The following is a 25,021-nucleotide window of genomic DNA, read 5'->3' on the forward strand; positions in this document are numbered from 1 at the left end:
AGCTCACAGCTCACAGCTCACAGCTCACAGCTCACAGCTCACAGCTCACAGCTCACAGCTCACAGCTCACAGCTCACAGCTCACGCTGATTATGTAATCAAGCGTATTTTTTGTCAAGCCCTAAAACAGACTTTTTCACATTTTTGTGAGAAGGTCTTTTCTGTTGTGTATGAAAGTGAGGGACTTGTATGAGTCAGACATTCGAAACAGCGATTCAACAAGCCCTACGAGAGGTGGTAGAAAGCTTTGATGAACAGTATGTAGCTGAGGGACTATTAAAAAAAGATGCTATTATAGTAGATTTAGATAATTATAAACCTGAGTTGGTTGAAAAGATTTTGACAAATGCAATTCTAAATGAAGCATTTACCGAGGATATTGCTGGTGCGACAATTTTGAAAATCAATGATATCATTCAAATGCTTGAGGTTGATGAATATTGGTCAAACTCTTACACGCGTTACACCAACAAAATCGGATTAGCGGTAAATAATCGCTATTTAGATGAAACAACAGATGTTGTCCTAAATTTCCCTTACAAAGATAGTATCTTAAAAGCTGGTATGACTAAAGATGATGTATCGAGGGAAGATGCTGAAGAATCCTTTTTAAATGAGATAGTTGCTAGAGAGGAGATTGATGTCCTCCTTGATGAAAAGATTTTAAAAAATGTTAAGAAATATGACAAAAACGGCTCTTCTCCTGTATCAGAAATCAAGGATATGGATAACCTGATTATCAAGGGAAATAATCTATTAGCACTCCACAGTTTGAAAAAACGATTTAGCGGAAAAATTAAGATGATTTATCTTGATCCACCTTATAATACAGGGAATGAGGATACATTCAATTATAATGATAGTTTTACGCGTTCAACTTGGTTAACTTTCATGAAGAATCGTTTAGAAATATCAAAAGAATTATTATCCGATGAAGGATTAATTTTTTTGCATATTGATGTAAGCCGAGCAAATTCCACTAGTATTGTAGGTACAGGAATGCAGCCATATTTACATATTCTGATGGATGAAATATTTGGAAGTAAAAACTATATTGCAACATTACATTGGAAGAAGAAAAAACAACCATCGTTTCTTAGTAGAGTTGCTGGAATAATGGAAACAATTATTGTATTTGCTAAAAACGAAAAAAATATCTCAAAATTATCAATAGAAGGTGCTACTGATACAACAAAACGTGTTGATAATGCAAGTAATAAGAAAAGCCAGAGACTGATTTCATCTGGAGTTGCTTATCAAGGTACAGATAAAAATACTATTATTAAAGCAGGAACTTACAAAAATAAAACAATGGAAACTACCTTTTTGGATGATATTGTTATAAAAGATGGTTTCACACAAAATTCTGTTAATGTTATTGCTCACTGGAGAACGTCTCAGGAAAATATTAATAACTATATTCAAGAAGGATTACTATATATTACTGCTTTGAATTCTTTTAGAAGGTTTTCAACGGAAGAAGAAAAAGGTAAACCTAAAGCAATTACTGATTTATTACTTGACTGGGGGCAGAATCAAGATGCAACAGATGAATTAAAAATACTATTTGGCGATAAAACTTTTTCAACTCCAAAACCAGAGAAGTTAATAGAAAATATAATTAAATCGAACACCGAGGAAAACGATATTGTCCTTGACTTCTTTATGGGTTCGGGAACTACTGCAGCAGTATCTCACAAGATGAATCGTCAGTACATCGGTATTGAACAAATGGATTATATTGAAACCGTAGCTGTCGAGAGATTAAAGAAAGTTATTGATGGAGAACAAGGTGGCATTTCTCAAGATGTTGCTTGGTCTGGCGGTGGTTCATTCATTTATGCTGAATTAATGGACAAAAATGCAACCTTTATTGATGCTGTTCTTAACTCTAAACATTCTGATGAATTAAAGGCTATCTTTGACGACATGAAAGCCACACTTGATTTTGATTTCAGAGTGGATTTACAAGAAGTCGACCAATCTATCTGGGATGAAGATTTTGAAATGCAGAAAAAAATTCTTGTGAAGATTATTGACAAAAACCAGCTCTATCACAACTACTCTGAAATTGATGATGAAACCATTAAATCGCAATTATCCCAATCAGATTATGATTTCAATAAGAGTTTTTATGGAGAGAAATGATGGTTAGAAAAGCAAAGAAAAAAGAACTGATCTTTGAACTCTTCGATGAATTGAAACAGCTGGATATAGATATTTTGAACGAACAGCATGGTTGGGAATTACCACAGTATATTGTAGAAAATCTCAAGCATGAACCACGTTCTTATCAGAGTGAAGCTATTCGCTATTTTCATTACACTCAAGCATCAGATACTTTCAAGTTTCGAAAACCAAGACAGCTGATGTTCAATATGGCAACTGGTTCGGGAAAGACTGATTTGATGGCTGGTTTAATCCTCTATCTTTATAAAGAAAAAGGGTATCAAAATTTTCTGTTTACAGTGAATACAAATGGTGTTCTGAGTAAGACCATTGATAATCTAACGAGTGCTCAATCTACTAAGTTTCTTTTCAATTCTAACTTAGAAATTGATGGGGAACATATCTTTATCAACCAGATTTCAGGAAGATTTCCAGATTTTCCTAATAAAAATGTAATTAATATTAAGTTTGTTTCAATTCAAACATTGACAAATGACCTCTTCACACAGGCAGAAAATATCATGTCATTAAAAGATTACCAGAAGACAAAAATGGTTATTCTGGCGGATGAAGCCCATCACTATTCTGCTTCTACGAAAAAGAAAAATAAAGCAGAATTGGAAAAAAGCTCATGGGAAAAAAGCCTACTTTCTCTTCTTCACGCACATGTTGATAATCTCTTGCTAGAATTTACCGCAACACTTGATTTTGACGATGAGACCATTTATCAAAAATATCGAGATAAGATTATTTACCGTTATACCTTGGATTCATACATCAAAGAACGATATTCAAAAAATGTAAGACGCATTCAAACGGGGAATTCCAACGAAGATAACATGCTTAGTACCGTTCTTCTGAGTGAATATCGTCGCAAATTTGCTCTAGAAAAATTTGGGATTGAGATAAAACCAGTCATTCTTTTCAAATCACATAAAATTGATGCTTCCTATGAAGCAAATAAGCTATTCAATGAGATGATTGATAGTCTGACTGTGGAAAGTTTAAGGTCGTTCCTTATTTCACAATTGAGAAGTGTATCAGAAGAGCAAAGCCATACTCTACAGCTAGCTTATCAGTATTATCTCGAAAAGGATGATCTTTCAACTGTTGTTCGAGAAATTAAGCGTGGTTTTTCACCAGCTAGAATTCTAAATGCAAATGATTCAGATAGTGGCTCAAAAGGGTTGCTAGAAACAGGACAGTATCAAGCCCTCAATTCGCTTGAATCGCCCAATAATCTGTACCGTGTAGTCTTTGCCGTAGCAAAATTAACAGAAGGTTGGGATGTCCTCAATCTTTACGATATCGTTCGTATTAGCAACTTGGGAAAAATGAATGATAAAAGAGATGCTAAATCAACCAATTCCGAGGCTCAGTTGATCGGACGTGGGGCGCGATACAATCCTTTCTCCTTAAATCAAAAGATTTCTTACCAAAGACGATTTGATGAATCAGATGAAACAGCAAGTCTTTTGTTGGAAACACTACACTACCATACCCTTAATGAACCGCAATACATCAAGAATTTGATGGCATCACTTGACAAGATGAATCTTGCGACTGGGACTGATGAAAAAAATCCTCCAATTGAAATCAAACTGAAACCCTCTTTCAAGAAAACCCAAATCTTTAAAACAGGTAAGCTTTACTATAATGAAACTGAGGAAATTCCTGACAGTCACTATGTAAATTTACGTGCATATGGTATTGAAATTTCTAAGTTAGCCAATGTAACCTATTTTAAATCCACCTATGAAACAGCTTACCTTTCAGCTGAAGCAATAGAGTTAAAAACGTCTCAATTGAGGGGAATTGATATTCGTTATTTTAGAAAATCAATTAGCCGCTCTAACTTTTTCCGATTTGAAAATCTGAAAAGATATCTTCCAAATCTCAAGTCTATGGAAAATTTTTGGGGTGAAAATTGGCTAGATTTGCAAAATCTTACACTCTCTGTCACAACAGAAAAAGAAACCATTGTAGAAGATTTTTCCGCTATGGAAAAGCTGAAAATTGTTGATAACTTTTTTAACCTACTGGCTGCCCAAATAAAGGCAGGTTATCGCAAAGCAAGAGGTACGAACCGCTTTATCGGATATCCAATTACAGAATATCTCGTTGATTATCGCAAACGAATACCTAATTATGATACGGCTAAACAGAGTAGTTCCTTCATCGAACAAAAAGTAGCTAATATTAGTTTTGAAAAATTTGACTTTTTTGCTTACCAATCTGCTATAATCAATAGAAATGAGGAAAATCTAGTTAATGCTATCGCCAATCATATTGATGAACTAAGAGAACAATACGGTGATGTTTTCCTCATTCGAATGGACGAAAACATGCTAAAGGGGACAGATAAAGTTGAACGATTGAAATTGCACCAATTTGAAGAGAATCCACGGGAAATCAATTTTTCAGGGTTTCAACCAGACTTTATCCTACTTCTTCAAAGTAAGGATTACTATCTTCAAATCTTCATCGAACCCAAAGGTGAACAATTGGCAGAAAAAGATAGATGGAAGGAGGAACTCCTTTCATACATCAACGACCATCAAGAAGATTTGATTTTCGAAGATGAAATTGATGGAGTTATCATTAAAGGACTTAAATTCTATAATCAAGAGAATAGTAAACAAACACTCAATCAATTAGCACAGATAGCTCTTGAAAAACCACATTTTGGTGGAAATATTAGGCTGGACTTATTCTAAGTATCAAAAAGACGATTTCCGCTTGGATAATCGCCTTTTTTGCTATTTTATCTTGTACTTGGTATAAACTAGTATATATTCCACTAGATAGTATGCTCTATCTCTTGTACCAAAACTATAGTCCCCATTAATCAGTGTGTAGTTGCCATATTCTTTCATTTGAATGGAAGTTCTATCTGCACTATCAAAAATCGTTCTTTCTGTTCTTTTGATTCCCTCTGAGTTTGGGACTGATCCAGCCTAGCATAGCAATAATACTTGATTTCTTTTCAGGATAAATAACTTAGTTACTAATACAGTAGCTCTTTACTCAAGGATACCAAGACAGAGCAAAAAAGCCTAGATCAACTAGACTTTCTCAGTTTATTCTACTGTTACTGACTTGGCAAGATTACGAGGTTTGTCCACATCAAGGCCACGGTGAAGTGTTGCAAAGTAAGCGACCAATTGCGTTGGTACGACCATTGAGATTGGTGAGAGGTAAGGGTGTACGGTCGTCAGAACGATATCGTCTGTATCTTTGGCAACATTCTCTTCTGCGATAGTGAGGACTTTGGCACCACGAGCAGCTACTTCTTGGATATTTCCACGAGTATGGTTGGCAAGGACTGGATCTGACAAGAGAGCCAAAACAGGCGTTCCTTCTTCAATCAAGGCAATGGTTCCATGCTTGAGTTCCCCTGCCGCAAAACCTTCACACTGGATGTAAGAAATCTCTTTAAGTTTGAGACTTGCTTCCATGGCTACGTAGTAGTCTTGACCACGTCCGATATAAAAGGCGTTACGAGTTGTTTCGAGAAGCTCTCGAACCTTGACATCAATGGTTTCTTTCTCAGAAAGAGTTGATTCGATAGACTGAGCCACGATAGACAACTCACGAATCAGATCAAAGGCTTGTGCTTTAGCATTGCCATTTGCTTCACCGACTGCTTTTGCAAGGAAGGCAAGAGCTGCGATTTGTGCTGTGTAGGCCTTGGTTGAAGCCACGGCGATTTCAGGCCCTGCATGAAGAAGCATGGTATGGTTGGCTTCACGTGAAAGAGTTGAACCTGGCACGTTTGTCACTGTCAAGCTTGGGATGCCCATTTCATTGGCCTTGACCAAAACTTGACGACTGTCAGCTGTTTCACCAGACTGACTGATAAAGATGAAAAGTGGTTTCTTGCTGAGAAGTGGCATACCATAGCCCCATTCAGAAGAGATTCCAAGTTCCACTGGTGTATCCGTCAATTCTTCCAACATCTTCTTAGAAGCAAATCCTGCATGGTAAGAAGTTCCAGCCGCAAGGATGTAGATGCGGTCAGCGTCTTGAACAGCCTTGATGATAGCTGGATCAACCACTACTTGACCCGCCTCATCTGTGTAGGCTTGGATGAGTTTACGCATAACTGTTGGTTGCTCGTCAATTTCCTTGAGCATGTAGTAAGGATAAGTTCCCTTACCGATATCAGACAAGTCAAGCTCGGCAGTATAGCTAGCACGCTCACGACTGTTACCATCATAGTCTTGCACTTCAACGCTATCAGCCTTGACGATTACCAACTCTTGGTCATGGATTTCCATGTATTGGTTGGTTTCACGAATCATAGCCATAGCATCTGAGCAGACCATGTTATAGCCTTCTCCAAGACCAATCAAAAGTGGTGATTTATTTTTCGCCACATAGATGACTTCAGGATCTTGTGAATCAATCAAGGCAAAGGCATAAGAACCACGAATGATGTGAAGGGCTTTTTTGAAGGCTTCAAGAACTGAGAAACCATCTTCTTCAACAAATTTACCAATCAAGTGAACGGCGATTTCTGTATCTGTTTGCCCCTTAAAGTGGTGACCTGCAAGGTATTCTTCCTTGATTTCAAGGTAGTTTTCAATCACCCCATTGTGCACCAAGACAAAACGTCCAGTCTCAGAGCGGTGTGGGTGAGCATTGTCCTCAGTTGGTTTCCCGTGAGTCGCCCAACGCGTATGACCGATACCAGTTGTTCCCTCAACACCAGCTGTCTTAGCAGACAATTCAGCGATACGGCCAACAGCCTTAACTAGATGATTTTCAGCACCACCTAGGACAAAAATTCCCGCAGAATCATAGCCACGGTATTCGAGCTTTTCAAGCCCTTGAATCAAAATATCAGTTGCATTTGTGTTTCCAACAACACCGACAATTCCACACATAGTATATACGACACAGACCAGCTGTGCTTTCCCCTTAAATTGGTATAGTCTGATTTTCCTTTTACAGAACCAGCAAAGACAGTATATACTTGTTTTTCTCACTTGTCAAGCATAAAAATTGGTATAGCTTTTTAAAATGCCATCAGAGCAAGATTTCACTTGAGAACTGACAAGTAGGATTCGATTACTTATAATAAAGAGAGGAGGTAGTTACCATGTGGTTTTTCTTCGCACTTTTATCTGCTGTCTTTGCAGCCTTAACTTCTATTTTAGCCAAGATTGGGATTGAGGGAGTTCCATCCAATCTAGCAACAGCCATTCGTACGGTCGTCGTCATTCTTATGGCTTGGGCTATGGTTTTCTTGACCAATAGTCAGACTGAGATTGTCAACATCAGTAGAAAAAGTTGGCTCTTTCTCATCCTGTCTGGTTTGGCAACGGGTGCCTCCTGGCTCTGCTACTACAAGGCCTTGCAGATGGGCAATGCGACTGAGGTATCTGCTGTCGATAAATTCAGTCTCGTCATCACACTCATTTTAGCCTTTTTCTTTCTACAAGATGTCCTGACATTTAAAACAATCATTGGCTGTATACTGATTACGATTGGGACCTTGGTGATGATTTTGTAATCATCTCCCTCTCCATATATGACCTCCCCAAAAAGTTAGATAGCTTTTTGGGGTATTTTGTTATGTCTAAATTATAAGTAGAGGAAATCAGCTTCAAGCGTCTAGCAAAAAGGAGAGAACCAAATTGGTTCCCTCCAAGATGTGGTTTTTCATCATCCCACTACACAGTTGACAAAAAACTAATTATCTCAGATAGCTAACTTCGACTTGAAATTTTGCCTTTCCAAATCTGAATGTGGTAAACCGATGACCGACTTTTGACTAATCTAAGAGCATCATGGAATCAATAAACAATTTCTTTGTGAAATAACCATTTTTAATTAAGTAAGCTGTGTATTTTGCTCTTGTGACCATTTGATCATACTCTTCTTCCGTACATTCCTGAACCACGCGGCTAGCTTCTTCCAAGCTGGACACGACAAAGCCCAAACCTTTCTCACGGATATAGTCTACATTAGAAAGATAGTCTGGCACAACCACAGGAATACCCGCGGCCAGATAAGTTGTCAACTTATAAGAAACATTTTCTTTATAGTAGTCACGCTCTTCCGCAGGATTTTCGGAATTTCCCCATACTAGGCCAAAACCTCCTCCTTTAGACAACTCCAACAATAATTCCTGCTGAGTTCGCCACCCTTCAAGATGGACTTTGGAATAATCTACTCCCTCTGCTCTCGTAGCATAAACATGAAGGGGGGTACTGTGTTTCCAGTCAACAATATGTGGAAAACGAGATGGGTCTCCTGAGAAGATTAATTTTTTCTCAAACTTTGGAGTATAGAGTTCCAAACCATGGGGAAGATCCCAGAGTGTTTGAACAACGTAGTTCTTGACGGTTAATCCCTCTGAAACGAGTTTCTGGTACATTTGTTCGGATGGTACTACCACCACATCACATTTATTATACATGTCAATGTGGGCCTTCATAAGATAATAATTGCTCTCAAACATTAGTGGCTGAACGTCATGGATAAACATCACCATTTTCACATGAGAAAGCTTTAACTTTTCTACCAAGTGGTTGTCCCATTCAACACTATTCCATGAAGGAGATTGGAAAAAAACGACATCTCCATAAGATACCCCCGCGACAATTCCATCCATCCGCGAGTTCAGTTCTTCCCACGGTTCATGGCTTGCATCATAAAAATATATCCCCAGTTCGTTAACTCCAAAGTCTCGAACAATTTTCATGACATTGTTCTGCGCCATCAAGGCAACACTCGTTGATGCTTGCCCAAATAAATTTGTGAAATGTACTTTCATTGTTTTCTAAATCCTCGTCTCAGTAATTTCTCTAAACATTGTATCATAATTTACGACTTTTCAAAAGCGTTTACATGCCAATTTTCAAGCTCAAGTTAGTTACTTGGGATAATTTTCCAGGAGTCTTGTCTTCCAAGAACAATAAAGATAGCCTTAATAGACGTTTTTCTCACTCAATCTCACAAATTCGGTATCTTTGTTAGCTATGATAGATTGAATGAGTTGTTCCTGTTGAGTATATAATTTTTTGCATCTTTAGATTTCTCTGCTCATCTTGTGATGATTACAAACTCACATATAGAATTCTTATGTAATCAAGTCACTAACTTCTTTTCAAAGATTTGAGAAAGTGAGATTTTTCCATTTTTCTTGCCAATTTTTCTTGGACAAGCGCTCTTGATAGAGCTTTATCCGGTCTTCATTTTCTAAGAAATGAGGAGTTGGAGAAACTTGAAAGTTCAAAATATCCTCTAAACCATAGGGCGCGAAGAGCTCTAAAGTTGCATCAGCATGCAAGCGAAGCCCTATCGCCGTACAGCGCTCCGGATATTTACTCATGGCATCACGAGAACTCGTGTAAGGCGCAGTGTGGGGACTGTGCTGATGCATATAGACTTGATTTTTCAACTCCCACTGATACTGAGGGAAATCTTCTCTCAGCTTGTTCTCTAGGGATACTGTTTCCTCATAGGAAATATCTGGATCAAAGAAAATCACATCCACATCCGTTTCACGGTCAAAAGCTGGTTTCTCTGACAAGAGATTCCAGATGAAATTTCTAACCGAACCTGCTGCCAACCACGAGTCTTTCAGACCAAGATTACGGATGATGGTTAAGATTCTCATCAAATCTGGATTTTCTCTGAAAGCCTTTAGAATTTCGTGCTCATTTTTCACTGTATTCATAACCTAAATGCTCATATGCTTTAGCTGTTGCAACCCGTCCAGACCGTGTTCGCATGATAAAACCTTTCTGAATGAGGTAGGGTTCGTACATATCTTCAACCGTTTCGCGCTCCTCGGCAATATTAACGGAGAGAGTTCCCAGCCCGACAGGACCACCACCGTACATCTCAATCATGGTCCGAAGGATTTTTTGGTCCACATAATCCAAACCTTCATGGTCAACATCTAGCATAGTCAAGGCCTTATCGGTAATCACATCATCAATCAAGCCGTCCCCCATAATCTGGGCAAAGTCGCGCACGCGCTTAAGGAGACGATTGGCAATACGAGGAGTTCCACGACTACGTAAAGCCAACTCCGAAGCTGCCTCATGGGTGATTTCCATCTCAAAAATATCTGCCGTCCGCTCAACAATCTCCGTCAAGTCATCATGAGCATAATACTCCATATGACCTGTAATCCCAAAACGTGCTCGTAGAGGATTAGAAAGCATCCCCGCACGTGTCGTAGCCCCAATCAAGGTAAAAGGTGGCAAGTCCAAATGGACACTGCGACTGCCCTCTCCAGCCCCAATCATAATGTCAATGTAGAAGTCCTCCATAGCACTATAAAGCACCTCTTCCACCGACATGGGCAAGCGATGAATCTCGTCAATAAAGAGGACGTCTCCAGGCTCCAAATCATTCAAAATCGCTACCAAGTCACCCGCTTTTTCAATGACGGGACCAGACGTTTGCTTGAGATTGACTCCCAGTTCATTGGCAATGACAAAGGCCATGGTCGTTTTCCCCAAACCTGGAGGCCCAAATAAGAGTACATGGTCCAGCGCTTCATCCCGCATTTTGGCAGCTTCGATAAAGATTTGTAGCTGGTCCTTCACCTTATCCTGTCCGATATATTCGCGTAAGTATTGAGGACGGAGGGTACGTTCTACTAACTCCTCGTCCCCTATTATCTCATTATCTAAAATTCTACTCATGTTCCTATTATAATACAAAGGAATTAATTCCGCTTGTTTTGTGGTTCTGTGTTTGTTGAAATAAGTCTTAAGTTACTAAAAATAAAGTTATTTTGTATCGTTGGTTTCCGATTTGTTGCCATCTTGTCTTTTTTGCCATGGCCATTTGAATTTTTTATTGGACTTTTTGAATTTGTAAAATTCGTTAACATCATCAGCAAATTCTTTTGCTTCAGCTAGTATAGTATCCAAAATTAATTCTTCATCTTTATTAAGTTTATTTTTCTCCATCAGTATTTCTTTAAGTTTTGCTGGATCTAAAGATTCATCTAGTAAATCAAATGCTAATGTGATTTTTAAATCATAAAGCTTTTGAATATCGGACTCTTTTAGGACACTTAAATCATATTTATATTTCTTATTTAAAATTGTATCTCCAAAATTTATATTCTTACCTAATAGTTCATCTGTTGTAGTATCTAGTATCTTTGACAGTTTTACTATGTTTTCAAGGGTGGGTTCTGTACGTCCGTTTTCCCACTTCGCATAGGCACTCTGACCGATATTTAAAAGTTTAGATATTTGTTCCTGTGTATATCCTTTACTTTTTCGTTTTTCTTTTAATCTATTTGGGAAATCTAACATATAAATACCTACTTTCTAAAAAAAAAATTCCAAATAAGACTATTTATTGTTGACAAATAGTCGTGAATGGACTAAAATATAATTAGTCCTATTAAGACTGATTATATCAAACTATATAACGTTTGACAAGAAGAGAGGTGTATGACCTATGATTGTATAAAAAAAGTCTTTGAAGAAAACCCTCAAAGACTTCATAAAAAACTTTCTGTCTAAATTATATCATATATATAGAAAAGAGAAAAGGAGATGGCCTATAAAGATTATTACGAATACAAAGATATTGTAGAAGCTACTGGAAAGTCATATAGTGCTATTAAAAAATGGCGGATATCTATTGAACGATTATCAGGATATAAGTTTAAAAAGGTCAAGATACATGTTACACGTAAGCACGTAAAAGACCATTATCAATTTACTGAAGAAGAATTTAAAAAATTTATTAAACTGTCTAAGCGAATTGATGAAACAAAGAAAATGTCTGAATCTGTTATTGAGATATGGGGTGACTTAAAGAGTGCTGAAGAAAGAACTCTAAAAAAAGATGTAGCTGATTTAAAAAAATTTGAAGAAAATCAAAAAATAAAAAATAAAGATGTAAATTTTAAACTGATTTCATTAGAAATGGATTTAAAAACATTAAAAAAATTAGAAGAACGAATTGAAGCCTTAGAAGAAAAACAAGGAAAAGGATTCTTTTCAAAAATTAAAAAATAGAAAAAAGAGGAAAATATTATGGCAAAAAATAAAATTAAATTAACTTCAGAATTATCACTTAAAGAGGTGGCACTTGATAGCTCTCAATTTGATATTCCTAAGAAAATTCAAGTAGATTTTTCTAAAGCTAGGGTAAGTATGAAGTACAAAGATAAAAAACGAACTGATATTATTAGTCATTACATTTTAGAGGGCATTGATGAGCGAACTGCTAAGGCTGTAAATGATGGCATAATTGATCAAGAGGACGTTAAGTCTATCATTATTGAAGTTTATGGGAGCTTTGAGGAGATTGAAGAACACGTTGAATTTGGGAAAATTCTATCTGTTGAGCTTCTTGATGTGGCGGTTAAAGCTTTATGGGTTGATGGTAGAAATGCAGGATATAAAGCCGTCAAACTGGTAGCCTCAGGGCTAAAACTTGCTATGTAAGTCTAAAATTTCTGTATATGATGGGAGCTAGCCGCCTTGCTCCTATCGGTTTACAAGTGAGCTAACTAGTAGCTGATAGCGACCGCAAAAAAGGCGGTTCGCCTTGCGCGGTTGCGAGTATCAGCGGGCATCTAGTTGGCTGACTTGTTCCGATAGGGCAATGCAATAAGCTACCTAAATATACAGAAATTTTACTTAAAAGAGTTTTTTGAGGAAGTATATACTCATATACTCAAAACCTATGCGCGAGCGCCATTCTAGGACTTGACGATAGAATGGTGCAAACCAAGGGTAATCCCTTGATTGGCAAGCCTTTCCGTGGACATTATCGAAGATGTCAGCGTATGCGTTAGGGGAGCAAAAATGCCAAAAATCAGGGTTTAATCTTGAGTTTATTCATGAGTTTATTCATGAGTTTATTCTCAAAAAAATGGAGAATATACTCAAAACAAAAGCATATACATACATAAAATAAAATAAAAATACAAACTTCTCTTTTGATATAGAAAGGAGAAAAATGACAAAAAGAATACAGAATAGAAGATTTTTATTTGAGCAACAACTTAAACCAGACTTTTGGGACTGGACTGTATCAGATAAGAAATTACTTGAAAACTGGGAAGAAAATAAAGATAAGATTTTTAGATTGATATTTGACCGTATTCGTGAACTAGTTGAAGAAGAAGAATTTGTGGAAGTAGCTTTTATTGTCCATGATAAAGATATTTCTTATGGAGCAAAATTAGTAGAACCTCATATTCATGGTTATATTGATTTCCCAAGACGTTTAGATTTATCAAAAGTTGCTATGGCTTTGGGAGTAGAAAAAGAACGAGTGGAAACTCCAAAATCAAAAGGTGGTAGGGGTTATACACGTATTAATGCTTTAGCTTATCTTACTCATGCCAAAGATAAAGATAAGTATCAATATCCTATAAGTGATGTAGAAACATTTGATACGCTTGATTATGAAGCTTTTATCAATCAGAATAAAGAAGATTTTGAGAAGTATGCAGCCACAAAAAAACGTGAGAAGTCTGATGAAAGTTTAGATTTGGTATTATCTAAAGTTCAATTAGGAGAATTAACCTATAATGATGTTATGGAAGATGATAACCTTTCTTTTCTCTTTGGAAATAATCAGCAAAAATTTAGGGAACGTTTCAATTTTTATGGAGAACGACAGGCTTTTTTACGTTTAAAGAGTTTGGAACGTGGAGAATATCAATTAACTGTACTTTATATACAAGGAGAATCAGAAGTTGGGAAGTCGACTTTATCTAGAGAAATAGCCTTACAAGTTCAAAGTAAATTAAATGAAATAGGCTTACGAGGGGATATCTATTCAGCTTCTTCTGCTAACCCTTTTGATGATTATTTTGGTGAAGAAATTTTGTTATTAGACGATTTAAGGGAGTATAATATGTCTCCAAGTGATTGGCTTAAATTATTTGACCCCCTTAATTCTGCTAGAATGTCGGCACGCTATCAAAATAAAAGAGTAGTTCCAAGGTTGATTATTATGCCGGTTTATAAGTCACCAAAATTATTTTTTGGAGAGATTAAAGCTGAGGATCTAAACCAATTTTTAAGAAGAATTAACTTTTTATTAGATGTAACTTATAAGCATGGGTCAGATGAAAACCGTTTATATAATATTTCTGAAGTTGTGAAACGGAGGGGAGTTGATTTTTATCAGAAAAAAGATGGTTCTATGGCTGTTTTGAATTTCAAATATGAAGATATATTTAGTTCAGATGATAAAGAGGATTTTATTCGTAAATTGCTTGAAGATTGTATCTATCCTAGAATATTACCTAAAAAAGCAAAGGACGTGACAAATGGCTAAAAAAATTGTGATGTTCTTTGATGAAAGATTAGATTCTGCTCATAGAGTGATACGATTTGAAAAGCGTATACCGATAAGTCAGGAATTGAATAATGTTTATATGTTCATGAATAATAGAAATTTATGGATTAAATGCAAAAAAAAGATGCGTGAAAATCAATCACACATCAAATACAAAAAACTATGTAAAGTATAACATACAAAAAGGAGAAAGACAATGACAAAATTTGTTACTAAAAATGATTTAATGAAGCTCGGCTTTTCATCATGGCAAGGTATGATGTTAGTAAAGCAAGCTAAAACAAAATTAGCAAGCCAAGGACTAACTTGGTATGAAAGTAAAGGTTTAGGGCGTGTTCCACTTGAAACAGTAGAGGAAATACTTGGAGTTAAAATTAATCTTGATGATTTAAAGGAAGTACAAGATTATGCCTAAAAAGGCTAACGTTTATTATGACAAGCAAACAAATTCTTATTATGCTGTTGCTAGTTTAGGATATGATAAAATTACTGGCAAGAGAATGCAAAAGAAAAAACGTGGTTTTAAGACACAAAAGGAAGCCAAGGACTGGCATACTCAAACCATGGCAAAACATTCTAAAAAAGCAATTACAAACGGTATACAGTTGACCTTTAAGATGTTTCTTGATAATTACTATATTCCACACTATGAAAAAACGGTGTCAGCACGTACCTTTTATACCTTTTCGTCAAATTTAAAAAGATTAGTCTATTTTTATGATATGAAAATAGTTGATATTAAGCCAATCCATATTGGATACTGGCAGACAGAACTATTAAAGGAAGAGTTATCCAATACCTATGTTAGATTATTACATGGAACATTAGTGTCAATTTTCAACTTTGCTTTAAAGCTAGATGTCATTTATGAAAATCCGGCTACAAAGCTAGGCAATGTTTCCAAAAAGCGACAAGAGGTCGATTTTTGGACAGTGGAAGAATTTCAGATCTTTATATCAAGTTTTGACTTAGAAAAGTATAAAGAGCGTTTGTATTATACTGCTTTTACTTTATTTTTCATGAGTGGTTTAAGAAAGAGTGAGTTACAAGCTCTAACATGGCAAGATATAGATTTCTCTGATAATTCCCTTATGGTCAATAAATCTCTATACTATAAGAGTAAAAATGATTGGATCATCAATTCTACAAAGACTATAACAGGTGTTAGAAAAATTTATTTAGATAAAATAACTGTAAAAATTCTTTCTGATTGGGAAAAATGGCAAAAAGTAGAAGATACTGATTTTGTTTTTTCTCAAAAAGGTTCTCCTATGTCGCCTACTAGCTTTCATTATATGTTAAAAAAACATTGTGAGCTTGTTAATGTCAAACCTATTCGTATACACGCTTTAAGACACTCTCACGCTAGTTTACTGCTCTCTTTGGGTATGAATGATTTAGAACTTCAAAATAGGCTAGGACATACGGATATAAGCACAACACTAGGAACATACTCTCATTTACGTCCTACTGCTATGAAAGAAGTAGCAGACAAGCTAGATGGCGTACTTTCAATTAAATAATTTTAATATTTTTTAGTCTGTAAATAGCGTAGTCTTTTGCAGATTAAAAAGTATTGCAAAAGGCAATAAGAATTAACTTATTGCCTTTTTTGTTTCCAAAATAGTTGCCATTACATAAAATATACACTGAAAGCCTTGATTTTACGTTATTTTCACTAATTTATTACTTATTTTCCTATTATAGCAAAAATCCAAGCCACAAACAAAAAAGCCACCTGATTGGGTGGCCTCTTTAGGGAGATTATTATGAAAAAGAAAGGATTAGGATTTCATTAAATAAAGTTAGGAGGTCTTTATTTAATAATTATATAATACACGAGGAGACTTAAAATTCCCTTAACTTTTTTCTGATTTATCATTTTTTTAGAAAAATTTTTTCCAAATGAAATTTCCTTTCTCAAGTCACAAAAAAGCCACCTGATTGGGTGACTTCTTTAGGAGATTATGATGAAAAAGAAAAGTTTAGGATTTCATTAAATAAAGTTAGGAGGTCTTTATTTAATAATTATATAATACACGAGGAGACTTAAACTTTGCTTAAGAAAAACAAAATTTTTTATTTTTTTCGATCCACCCAAGTCATTCCTGTACAATCATAAGTAGATAAGGTTTCAAAACCCAGTGAACGATAGAATCCCAAGGTTTTTTCTGTCTGTTCGGTCACTAGTTGAACTTGATAGGCATCTTTGTAATCACCTAAAGCCTCTTTCATCAAGTCGCTACCAATCCCTTGGCGTTGATAGCTAGGCAAAACGATCAAATCCTGGACAAAAATCGATGAAAAACCATCTCCGACCAAACGAACCAAGCCAACTATTGCCTCACCATCAAGTGCCAGGTAAATCGCTAATGAGTGAGACAAGGACTTCTCCAGCATCTGGGGTTGATGTGTATAATTTGTCCAACCGACTGCCTGATAGAGATGCAAAACATTCTCTAACTTGACAACTTCTTGCTTTCTAATAGTCATCATCTCAACACCTCTCAGAATTCTCTTAAGCTCCTGTACTGCCGTCCATCTTTATCAAAGTTTTCAGGAGCCAGCCACATTTCCAAGCGAGCTTTGGCTTGGGGCCAGTCCTTATCAATCATAGACAACCAATCCGTATCTCGAGTGCGCCCCTTATAAACGACGGCCTGGCGAAAGGTTCCTTCATAGACAAAGCCCAAACGTTCCGCAGCTCGTCTTGATGGGAGATTTAGAGCATCGCATTTCCACTCGTAGCGACGATAGTTCAGTTCCTCGAAAACATAGCGAGCCAAGAGATACTGGGCTTCTGTCCCTATCCTCGTCCCCTTAAGAGCCGGTGAAAAGGTGACAGCACCCACTTCTATTACTCGGTTATTCTGGTCAATGCGCATAAGCGAAAATGTTCCCAAGGCCTTACCCGTCTCCCTATCCAAGATAGCATAGAAAAAACGGTCCTTACGAGCCAACATCTGATTTAAAACGGCAACCAGTTCCTCCATATCTGCCACTGGCTCCTGAAAAAGGTAGGTCCACATCTCCCGAGGAGTATCTGGACCATAAACAGCTAGCAGATCCTCCGCATGCTTTTCCACCGAAAGAGCCTCTATCCGAGCGTAGCGCCCTTCTAAGAAATCAATGGAAGGCAATTCTCCTGGAGTATAACCTTCCATTGACTCACCAATTATCTGACCATATTCATTTACTGGCATCGTTCTCTCCTTGTTTTACTTTTCAAACTTTATAATTGCACATAGTATATCATACTTTCATGAAAAAATTCAAAAAATCCTCCAGATTCTACTCTGAAGGATTCCTATCTTATTTCACAACGATATTAACGAGTTTATTAGGGACACTAATCACCTTCACGATTTCCTTACCGTCAATTTCTGCTTTGACTTTTTCGTCAGCGAGAGCAATTTCCTGCAATTCTTCGCGTGATAGATCTTTAGCGACCATGAGTTTGGCACGAACTTTACCTTTGATTTGGACGACGATTTCGATTTCGTCTTCAACCAATTTACTTTCGTCCCAAGTTGGCCAAGCCACGTAAGAGATGGACTCACCTGTTGCTGCAACAGTTTGCCAGAGTTCTTCTGCCAAGTGAGGTGCAAATGGGGCAATCAATTGGATAAAGCCTTTAGCGTAGTCTACATAAAGCTTATCTTCCTTGTTAGCAGCATTGACAAAGACCATGAGTTGGGCAATGGCTGTGTTGAATTTCATAGACTCGATTTGCTCAGTGACAGATTTGACCGTTTCATTGTAAACCTTGTCGAGAGCGCCATTGTTTTCCGCAACGATTTCTTTACTTGTAATCAAACGGTAAACACGGTCAAGGAATTTACGGCTTCCTTCCAAACCTTCTTCAGACCAAGCAATCGAAGCGTCAAGTGGTCCCATGAACATTTCGTAGACACGCAGGGTATCGGCACCGTATTGTTCCACCACGTCGTCTGGGTTGACAACGTTCTTGAGGGATTTAGACATCTTAGCTGGTGCTTGCTCCAACTCTTCTCCTGTTTCCACATGGAAGAAGGAACCGTCACGTTTTTCAACCTTGTCAGTCGCCACAAGAGCTCCACGGTGGTCACGGTAGCTGGTTCCCAAAATCATTCCTTGGTTGAAAAGTTTTTGGAATGGTTCCTTAGTCGGAATGACACCGATGTCATAGAGGAATTTGTGCCAGAAACGAGCATAAAGCAAGTGAAGAACAGCATGCTCCGCACCACCCACATAGATGTCTACTGGCAACCATTGTTTGAGGAGGTCCTCGTCAGCCAATTTTTCTGTGTTGTGTGGGTCGATATAGCGGAGATAGTACCAGCTTGAACCTGCCCATTGTGGCATAGTATTGGTCTCACGACGACCTTTGACGCCATCTTTACGAGTCACTTCCAGCCAATCTGTCAAGTTAGCCAATGGGCTTTCACCTGTACCTGAAGGGCGGATATCCTTGGTTACTGGCAAAACAAGTGGTAATTCACTTTCTGGAACAGCTGTTGAAGTCCCATCTTCCCAATGAATGATTGGGATTGGCTCACCCCAGTAACGTTGACGGCTAAAGAGCCAGTCGCGGAGACGGTAGGTAACCTTCTCTTGACCGCAACCTTTCTCTTCCAACCAAGCCACAATCTTAGCAATAGCGTCTTCTTTGTTAAGGCCATCTAGGAAGTCTGAATTGACATGAAGACCATCTTCAGTATAGGCAGCTTCTGCTACATTTCCACCTTCAAGTACTTCTACGATTGGAAGACCAAATTGTTTGGCAAATTCCCAGTCACGTTGGTCATGGGCAGGCACGGCCATGACAGCACCTGTTCCATAACTAGCAAGAACATAGTCTGCAATCCAGATTGGGATTTCCTTGCCATTGACAGGATTGATGGCATAAGCACCCGTCCAAACACCAGTTTTTTCCTTGGCAAGGTCGGTACGAGCCAAGTCAGACTTGAGACTAGCTTGGTGTTTGTAGTCTGCAACTACATCAGCTTGCTCTGGACTTGTGATGGCGTCAACCAAGTCATGCTCAGGAGCCAAGACTGTGAAGGTCGCACCGAAAAGAGTATCAGGACGAGTTGTAAAGACGGTGAATTCCTTGTCAGTCCCTTTCACTTTGAAAGTTACATTGGCACCAATTGATTTGCCAATCCAGTTGCGTTGCATATCCTTGATAGATTCTGGCCAATCCAACTCATCCAAGTCATTAAGCAAGCGCTCTGCATAGGCCGTGATTTTAAGCATCCATTGGCGCATTGGTTTGCGGACAACGGGATAGCCCCCACGTTCAGAAGTTCCGTCAGGAAGGACTTCTTCGTTGGCGATAGCTGTTCCCAATTCTTCCACCCAGTTTACTGGTACTTCGGCTTCATAGGCCAATCCTTTTTCATAAAGCTTGGTGAAGATCCACTGAGTCCACTTGTAGTAGTTTGGATCTGTTGTGTTGACTTCACGATCCCAGTCGTAAGAGAATCCAAGCGCATTGATTTGACGTTTGAAGTTGGCAATGTTTTCCGCTGTAAATTCTGCTGGGTCATTCCCCGTATCCATAGCGTATTGCTCTGCAGGCAAACCAAAGGCATCCCAACCCATTGGATGAAGGACATTGTAGCCTTGTGCACGTTTGTAACGGCTGAGAATATCCGTTGCTGTATAACCTTCTGGGTGTCCTACGTGCAATCCAGCTCCTGAAGGATATGGGAACATGTCGAGAGCATAGAACTTCGGTTTTGAGGCATCTGTTCCTGTCTTAAATGTATGATGTTGAGCCCAGTAGCCCTGCCACTTAGGCTCAATTTCTTTATGATTGTAAAAACTCATGCTATTTCTCCAATTTTATGATGTTACTATTATACCATTTTTGGGGGAATTTGAAAGACGAGAAAGAATCTTTTCCCCTTTATCAAGAAAGAGTGGCTCTAAAAGCACTCTTACTTAGCTGAATAAAAAATTAGCTCCTCTGAGGAGCTATCTTCTATCAATGCTTATTTTCTTCCATCTTCTCACGTCCCAGCTCCCGATAGCTACGGTCGCCAACGACTTGGACCGTAAACTGACCGTTCTCGTATTCAAGAATGGTCACGCTACCATTATCAAGACCATGCGGATGCATACCATTGATCAGATAAACAATGGTTCCAATCGTCATTCCATGGCTGACAACGAGGGCATTTCCCCCACCTTGTTCTTCCATTTCTTTGGCAATCGTTTCAAAACCTTCCTTGATTCGACCACTGAGTTTTTCCCAACCTTCTGCCCAGCCTGCAGTATCAACCTCAACTAGACCTTCTGCTAGCTCTGCATAGGACAACTGATGAACATGGTCTACATTGAAAATTCTCGGAATCAACCCCATAAAGAGATCCCCATCATAGGCCCCATCAAAACTACCAAAACACCACTCACGGATTCGCTTGTCCATGCGGTAAGGGATTTTCCCCTGCAAGCCAAGTTCTTCTAGGATAATTCCCATAGTTTGAATGGTGCGCCCTGAATCACTGGAATAAGCGCGGTCAAACTGCAAACCAGACTCTCTCAAGCCAATTCCCAGTTCATGGATTCCCAACTCACCTTCTGCGGTTAGAGGCGTATCACTCCATCCTTGAGCACGTCCAATCGTGTTAAACATCGTTTTACCATGACGGATCAAGTACAATCTTACTTTAGACATTTTCTATCCTCCATTTTCTTCTATTATATCATGGAACAAAGAAATATTCGGCTTTCAACAGTAAAGTCCGCTCTCGTAATTTTCCCACAAGAAAAGCTACCCTAACGGTAGCTTTCCTAGGAGATTATTATGAAAAAGTTTAGGATTCTAATTAAATAAAGTTAGGAGATCTTTATTTAATGATTATAGTATACACAGTCATCCTTAAACTCAACTTAAATCCTCTCTCTTTTTTATTAATTTTTAAAACTATGGATTGGAGCTGGGATTTGCCCACCGCGAGAGATGAAATCGACAGACGAAGCTCCATTGACTTTCATAACTGGAGCTGTTCCTAGCAAGCCACCAAACTCAATCATATCGCCTTCTTTGCCCTTTGGAATGATACGGACGGCCGTTGTTTTCATGTTAATAACACCAATTGCCGCCTCATCCGCAATCATAGCCGCAATGGTTTCAGCAGGCGTATCTTCTGGAATGGCAATCATATCCAGCCCAACAGAACAGATAGCCGTCATGGCTTCTAGTTTCTCTAAATTCAGAGAGCCATTTTGTACCGCAGCAATCATACCCTCATCTTCAGAAACGGGAATAAAAGCACCTGACAAGCCACCGACCTGGTTACAAGCCATCACTCCGCCCTTCTTAACTTGGTCATTCAAAAGAGCGAGGGCAGCCGTCGTTCCATGCGTACCAACTGTTTCTAGACCCATTTCCTCAAGGACACGTGCCACAGAATCACCAACCGCAGGAGTAGGTGCCAAACTTAGGTCGACAATTCCAAAGTCAACACCAAGTCTCTCGCTAGCCATCTGACCAACTAATTGACCGATACGAGTAATCTTAAAGGCTGTTTTCTTGACTGTTTCAGCCACTACATCAAAGCTCTGTCCACGAACTTTTTCCAAGGCACGCTTGACAACTCCCGGGCCAGAAACACCGACATTGATGATAACATCTGCTTCACCGACACCGTGGAAGGCTCCCGCCATAAAAGGATTATCCTCAACAGCATTAGCAAATACAACCAACTTGGCCGCACCCATATCTGATAGCGTAGCTGTTTCCTTGATGATGCGTCCCATATCTGCAACCGCAGTCATGTTGATGCCTGACTTGGTTGAGCCGATATTGACGGACGAACAAACCTTGTCCGTCTCAGCTAGAGCGCGGGGGATAGAATTGATGAGAATCTCATCTCCTTTTTGATAACCCTTTTGTACCAAGGCAGAAAATCCACCAATAAAGTCAACACCAATCTCCTTAGCTGCCTTATCAAGTGCCTTTGCCAAAACGACATAGTCCGTCGCATCAGTCGCAGCACCAATCAAAGAAATCGGAGTCACCGATACCCGTTTATTAACAATAGGAATTCCAAGTTCTGCAGCAATTTCATCTCCCACAGCCACTAGATTTGCAGCTTTAGTGGTGATTTTTTGGTAAATCTTTTCAGCAGCACGTTCAATATCTGGATCAATACAGTCCAAAAGGGAAATCCCCATGGTGATGGTTCTGATATCGAAGTTCTGCTCCTCGATCATGGCAATGGTTTCTGTAACTTGTCTAATATCCATAGCCACCTCCTAGATATTATACATAGCGTCAAAAATCGCCGCACTTTGAATATTGATTTTAACATTCAAGGTCTGACCGAAAGTTTCAAACTCATTTCTGAGAGAGGTAAAATCTTGTTTTTCATCACTTGATACGACCGCCATCATGGTAAAGTATTCATCCAACACAGTCTGAGAAATATCGTCAATATTCAAACCCAACTCTGCAATCTTAGTAGACACGCCTGCAACAATACCAGCCTTGTCCTTGCCAACCACTGTAATAATAGCCTTCATCCTTATACCCCATTTCTACGATTTTTAGAAAACCTGAACGTTTTTGATTTTCTTTTTTCCTAGTATAGCACATTTCCATAGAAAATACTAAAAAACGCCTGCTTACGAAGTTGTTCTTAAACAAAAAACAATTTCGTAAACAAGCGTCTACCCTATCAAATGATGATGAGTGTTCCCGCTAGGACCGAAGTCCCAGCGGTAGACCAGAGCTAGACTAAGAGCACAAGACTCCATCATCATAACACTCAACAAAATTGATGATTTTATACTAATTCGATGATCGCCATTGGCGCTGCATCACCACGACGTGGTTCAGTTTTAAGGATACGAGTGTATCCACCGTTACGTTCAGCATAACGAGGTGCGATTTCTGAGAACAATTTTTGAAGTGCTGTAGTAGAAGTGTACTTATCAGTTGCTTCATCATAGTTTTCAGATGCGATTTCATTACGTACGAAAGCAGCTGCTTGACGACGTGCATGCAAATCACCACGTTTACCTAGAGTAATCATTTTTTCAACAGTTTTACGGATTTCTTTAGCACGAGCTTCAGTTGTCACGATTGATTCGTTGATCAAAAGGTCAGTTGTCAAATCGCGAAGCATTGCTTTACGTTGTGAGCTAGTGCGTCCTAGTTTACGGTAAGCCATGTATTCCTCCTTTATTTATCTTTTAATCCAAGACCCAAGTCAATGAGTTTGAGTTTCACTTCTTCCAAACTCTTGCGTCCAAGATTTCGTACTTTCATCATCTCTGCTTCAGATTTTTCTGTCAAATCATGCACAGTGTTGATACCGGCACGTTTCAAACAGTTGTATGAACGCACAGACAAGTCCAGTTCCTCAATCGTACGATCCAAAATACGATCGTCAGATTCAGTATCAGCTTCTTTCATCACTTCAGTTGACTTAGCAATCTCAGTAAGATTTGTAAACAAATCAAGATGTTCTGTCAAGATTCGTGCTGAAAGCCCTAAAGCATCTTCTGGAATAATTGTTCCATTAGTCAAGATTTCAAGGGTTAATTTGTCAAAACCATCGTTGCTACCTACACGAGCAGGCTCTACTTGATAGTTGACTTTTGTAACTGGTGTATAAATAGAATCTACAGCAAGTGTTCCAACTGGTGCATTATCTTTTTTGTTTTCATCAGCAGGTACATATCCACGACCACTGTTAACAGTCATTGTCGCTTTTAGAGAAGAACCTTCACCGATTGTAAAGAGATAATGATCTGGATTTACAATCTCAATATCACTGTCAGTCAAAATGTCTCCAGCTGTAATTTCAGCAGGACCTTCAACGTCAAGCTCAATGATTTTTTCGTCTTCAACGTATGATTTCACTGCAATCCCTTTAATGTTCAGAATGATTTGCATCACGTCTTCACGAACACCTGGAACTGTGTCGAACTCATGCAAGACACCTTCAATGTTGATAGATGTCACTGCTGCTCCTGGTAGAGAAGCTAGTAGTACACGACGAAGAGAGTTACCAAGAGTTGTACCGTAGCCACGTTCAAGCGGTTCGATTACAAACTTGCCATAATCTTTATTTTCATCAATTTTTGTTATATTTGGTTTTTCAAACTCGATCATTTAGTTACTCCCTCTTAAACGAAAAGCAGTGTAATGCAATGATTATACACGGCGACGTTTTGGAGGACGAGCACCATTGTGTGGCACTGGAGTCACATCACGAATTGCTGTTACTTCAAGACCAGCGGCAGCAAGCGCACGAATAGCTGACTCACGACCAGAACCTGGACCTTTTACAGTAACTTCAACTGATTTAAGACCGTGTTCTTGTGCAGATTTAGCAGCAGCTTCTGAAGCCATTTGAGCAGCGAATGGTGTAGATTTACGAGAACCTTTGAAACCAAGAGCACCAGCTGATGACCAAGCAATTGCATTACCATGCACATCAGTAATCATAACAATAGTGTTATTAAATGTAGCGTGAATATGAGCAATACCAGATTCGATATTCTTTTTCACACGACGTTTACGTGTTGGTTTAGCCAAGACTTTT

23 protein-coding genes are annotated in these 25,021 nt (G+C 38.5%); 9 read left to right on the forward strand and 14 right to left on the reverse strand.

The features are described 5' to 3' along the window. Positions 1 to 188 precede the first annotated feature (188 nt). Positions 189 to 2,147 carry a site-specific DNA-methyltransferase gene (locus K1I53_RS05070; RefSeq protein ID WP_223328629.1) on the forward strand — a complete coding sequence of 653 codons (1,959 nt, stop codon included), beginning with the start codon at positions 189 to 191 and terminating at the stop codon, positions 2,145 to 2,147. After that, positions 2,147 to 4,885 (forward strand): DEAD/DEAH box helicase family protein, encoded by a 2,739-nt coding sequence (locus K1I53_RS05075; RefSeq protein WP_223328630.1) that lies wholly within the window; start codon positions 2,147 to 2,149, stop codon positions 4,883 to 4,885. Before K1I53_RS05070 ends, K1I53_RS05075 begins: the two co-directional genes overlap by 1 nt. Before the next feature lie 363 nt (positions 4,886 to 5,248). On the opposite strand, the gene glmS is transcribed toward K1I53_RS05075, so the two are convergent. Further along, positions 5,249 to 7,057, reverse strand: coding sequence for a glutamine--fructose-6-phosphate transaminase (isomerizing) (gene glmS / locus K1I53_RS05080; RefSeq protein ID WP_223328631.1), 1,809 nt, complete (start codon positions 7,055 to 7,057; stop codon positions 5,249 to 5,251). A 215-nt stretch (positions 7,058 to 7,272) separates the two neighbouring features. Here glmS and K1I53_RS05085 point away from each other — a divergent pair, with 215 nt between their 5' ends. Then, positions 7,273 to 7,686 carry an EamA family transporter gene (locus K1I53_RS05085; RefSeq protein ID WP_223328632.1) on the forward strand — a complete coding sequence of 138 codons (414 nt, stop codon included), beginning with the start codon at positions 7,273 to 7,275 and terminating at the stop codon, positions 7,684 to 7,686. Between the two features lie 261 nt (positions 7,687 to 7,947). Here K1I53_RS05085 and K1I53_RS05090 read toward each other — a convergent pair whose 3' ends face one another. From K1I53_RS05090 to K1I53_RS05105, 4 genes are all read right to left on the reverse strand, one after another. Then, the gene (locus K1I53_RS05090) at positions 7,948 to 8,952 is read right to left on the reverse strand and encodes a sugar transferase (protein WP_000862851.1); all 1,005 of its coding nucleotides are present in this window, start codon (positions 8,950 to 8,952) and stop codon (positions 7,948 to 7,950) included. A gap of 333 nt (positions 8,953 to 9,285) precedes the next feature. Then, positions 9,286 to 9,858: a nucleotidyltransferase family protein gene (locus K1I53_RS05095; protein ID WP_223328633.1), complete on the reverse strand. Its 573-nt coding sequence runs from the start codon at positions 9,856 to 9,858 to the stop codon at positions 9,286 to 9,288. Next, complete coding sequence (ruvB, locus tag K1I53_RS05100; RefSeq protein ID WP_263285131.1) at positions 9,839 to 10,837, reverse strand: Holliday junction branch migration DNA helicase RuvB; 999 nt, start codon at positions 10,835 to 10,837, stop codon at positions 9,839 to 9,841. Before ruvB ends, K1I53_RS05095 begins: the two co-directional genes overlap by 20 nt. 87 nt (positions 10,838 to 10,924) lie before the next feature. Further along, positions 10,925 to 11,461, reverse strand: coding sequence for a helix-turn-helix domain-containing protein (locus K1I53_RS05105; RefSeq protein ID WP_223328634.1), 537 nt, complete (start codon positions 11,459 to 11,461; stop codon positions 10,925 to 10,927). Between the two features lie 246 nt (positions 11,462 to 11,707). Here K1I53_RS05105 and K1I53_RS05110 point away from each other — a divergent pair, with 246 nt between their 5' ends. From K1I53_RS05110 to K1I53_RS05135, 6 genes are all read left to right on the forward strand, one after another. Then, positions 11,708 to 12,175 carry a hypothetical protein gene (locus K1I53_RS05110; protein ID WP_223328635.1) on the forward strand — a complete coding sequence of 156 codons (468 nt, stop codon included), beginning with the start codon at positions 11,708 to 11,710 and terminating at the stop codon, positions 12,173 to 12,175. An 18-nt stretch (positions 12,176 to 12,193) separates the two neighbouring features. After that, positions 12,194 to 12,607 (forward strand): hypothetical protein, encoded by a 414-nt coding sequence (locus K1I53_RS05115; protein ID WP_223328636.1) that lies wholly within the window; start codon positions 12,194 to 12,196, stop codon positions 12,605 to 12,607. A gap of 517 nt (positions 12,608 to 13,124) precedes the next feature. Then, positions 13,125 to 14,456: a Rep family protein gene (locus tag K1I53_RS05120; protein ID WP_223328637.1), complete on the forward strand. Its 1,332-nt coding sequence runs from the start codon at positions 13,125 to 13,127 to the stop codon at positions 14,454 to 14,456. Continuing rightward, positions 14,449 to 14,652, forward strand: coding sequence for a hypothetical protein (locus K1I53_RS05125; RefSeq protein WP_223328638.1), 204 nt, complete (start codon positions 14,449 to 14,451; stop codon positions 14,650 to 14,652). The genes K1I53_RS05120 and K1I53_RS05125 overlap by 8 nt, the downstream gene beginning before the upstream one ends. Before the next feature lie 21 nt (positions 14,653 to 14,673). Continuing rightward, a complete protein-coding gene (locus K1I53_RS05130; protein WP_223328639.1) occupies positions 14,674 to 14,892 on the forward strand; it encodes a DUF3173 family protein in 219 nt (72 codons plus the stop codon). After that, complete coding sequence (locus tag K1I53_RS05135; RefSeq protein WP_223328640.1) at positions 14,885 to 16,000, forward strand: tyrosine-type recombinase/integrase; 1,116 nt, start codon at positions 14,885 to 14,887, stop codon at positions 15,998 to 16,000. The genes K1I53_RS05130 and K1I53_RS05135 overlap by 8 nt, the downstream gene beginning before the upstream one ends. A gap of 556 nt (positions 16,001 to 16,556) precedes the next feature. On the opposite strand, the gene K1I53_RS05140 is transcribed toward K1I53_RS05135, so the two are convergent. From K1I53_RS05140 to rpsK, 9 genes are all read right to left on the reverse strand, one after another. Beyond that, positions 16,557 to 16,973: a GNAT family N-acetyltransferase gene (locus tag K1I53_RS05140; protein ID WP_223328641.1), complete on the reverse strand. Its 417-nt coding sequence runs from the start codon at positions 16,971 to 16,973 to the stop codon at positions 16,557 to 16,559. 11 nt (positions 16,974 to 16,984) lie between these two features. Continuing rightward, positions 16,985 to 17,680, reverse strand: coding sequence for a GNAT family N-acetyltransferase (locus K1I53_RS05145; protein ID WP_223328642.1), 696 nt, complete (start codon positions 17,678 to 17,680; stop codon positions 16,985 to 16,987). Between the two features lie 109 nt (positions 17,681 to 17,789). Next, a complete protein-coding gene (gene leuS, locus K1I53_RS05150; protein WP_223328643.1) occupies positions 17,790 to 20,291 on the reverse strand; it encodes a leucine--tRNA ligase in 2,502 nt (833 codons plus the stop codon). Positions 20,292 to 20,448: 157 nt separating this feature from the next. Continuing rightward, a complete protein-coding gene (locus K1I53_RS05155) occupies positions 20,449 to 21,141 on the reverse strand; it encodes a histidine phosphatase family protein (protein ID WP_131199947.1) in 693 nt (230 codons plus the stop codon). A 236-nt stretch (positions 21,142 to 21,377) separates the two neighbouring features. Then, entirely contained in the window at positions 21,378 to 22,715 is a 1,338-nt protein-coding gene (locus tag K1I53_RS05160) for a PFL family protein (protein ID WP_084945732.1), read from the reverse strand. A 9-nt stretch (positions 22,716 to 22,724) separates the two neighbouring features. Then, a complete protein-coding gene (locus K1I53_RS05165) occupies positions 22,725 to 22,991 on the reverse strand; it encodes an ACT domain-containing protein (RefSeq protein WP_000644108.1) in 267 nt (88 codons plus the stop codon). Between the two features lie 263 nt (positions 22,992 to 23,254). Beyond that, complete coding sequence (rplQ, locus tag K1I53_RS05170) at positions 23,255 to 23,641, reverse strand: 50S ribosomal protein L17 (RefSeq protein ID WP_000331493.1); 387 nt, start codon at positions 23,639 to 23,641, stop codon at positions 23,255 to 23,257. A gap of 11 nt (positions 23,642 to 23,652) precedes the next feature. Further along, entirely contained in the window at positions 23,653 to 24,588 is a 936-nt protein-coding gene (locus tag K1I53_RS05175; protein ID WP_000568993.1) for a DNA-directed RNA polymerase subunit alpha, read from the reverse strand. A gap of 42 nt (positions 24,589 to 24,630) precedes the next feature. Continuing rightward, positions 24,631 to 25,014 carry a 30S ribosomal protein S11 gene (gene rpsK / locus K1I53_RS05180; protein ID WP_001118385.1) on the reverse strand — a complete coding sequence of 128 codons (384 nt, stop codon included), beginning with the start codon at positions 25,012 to 25,014 and terminating at the stop codon, positions 24,631 to 24,633. Between the last annotated feature and the right edge of the window lie 7 nt (positions 25,015 to 25,021).

Origin of the sequence: Streptococcus oralis, assembly GCF_019929365.1 — a bacterium.
Taxonomy (GTDB): Bacteria; Bacillota; Bacilli; order Lactobacillales; family Streptococcaceae; genus Streptococcus; species Streptococcus oralis_BT.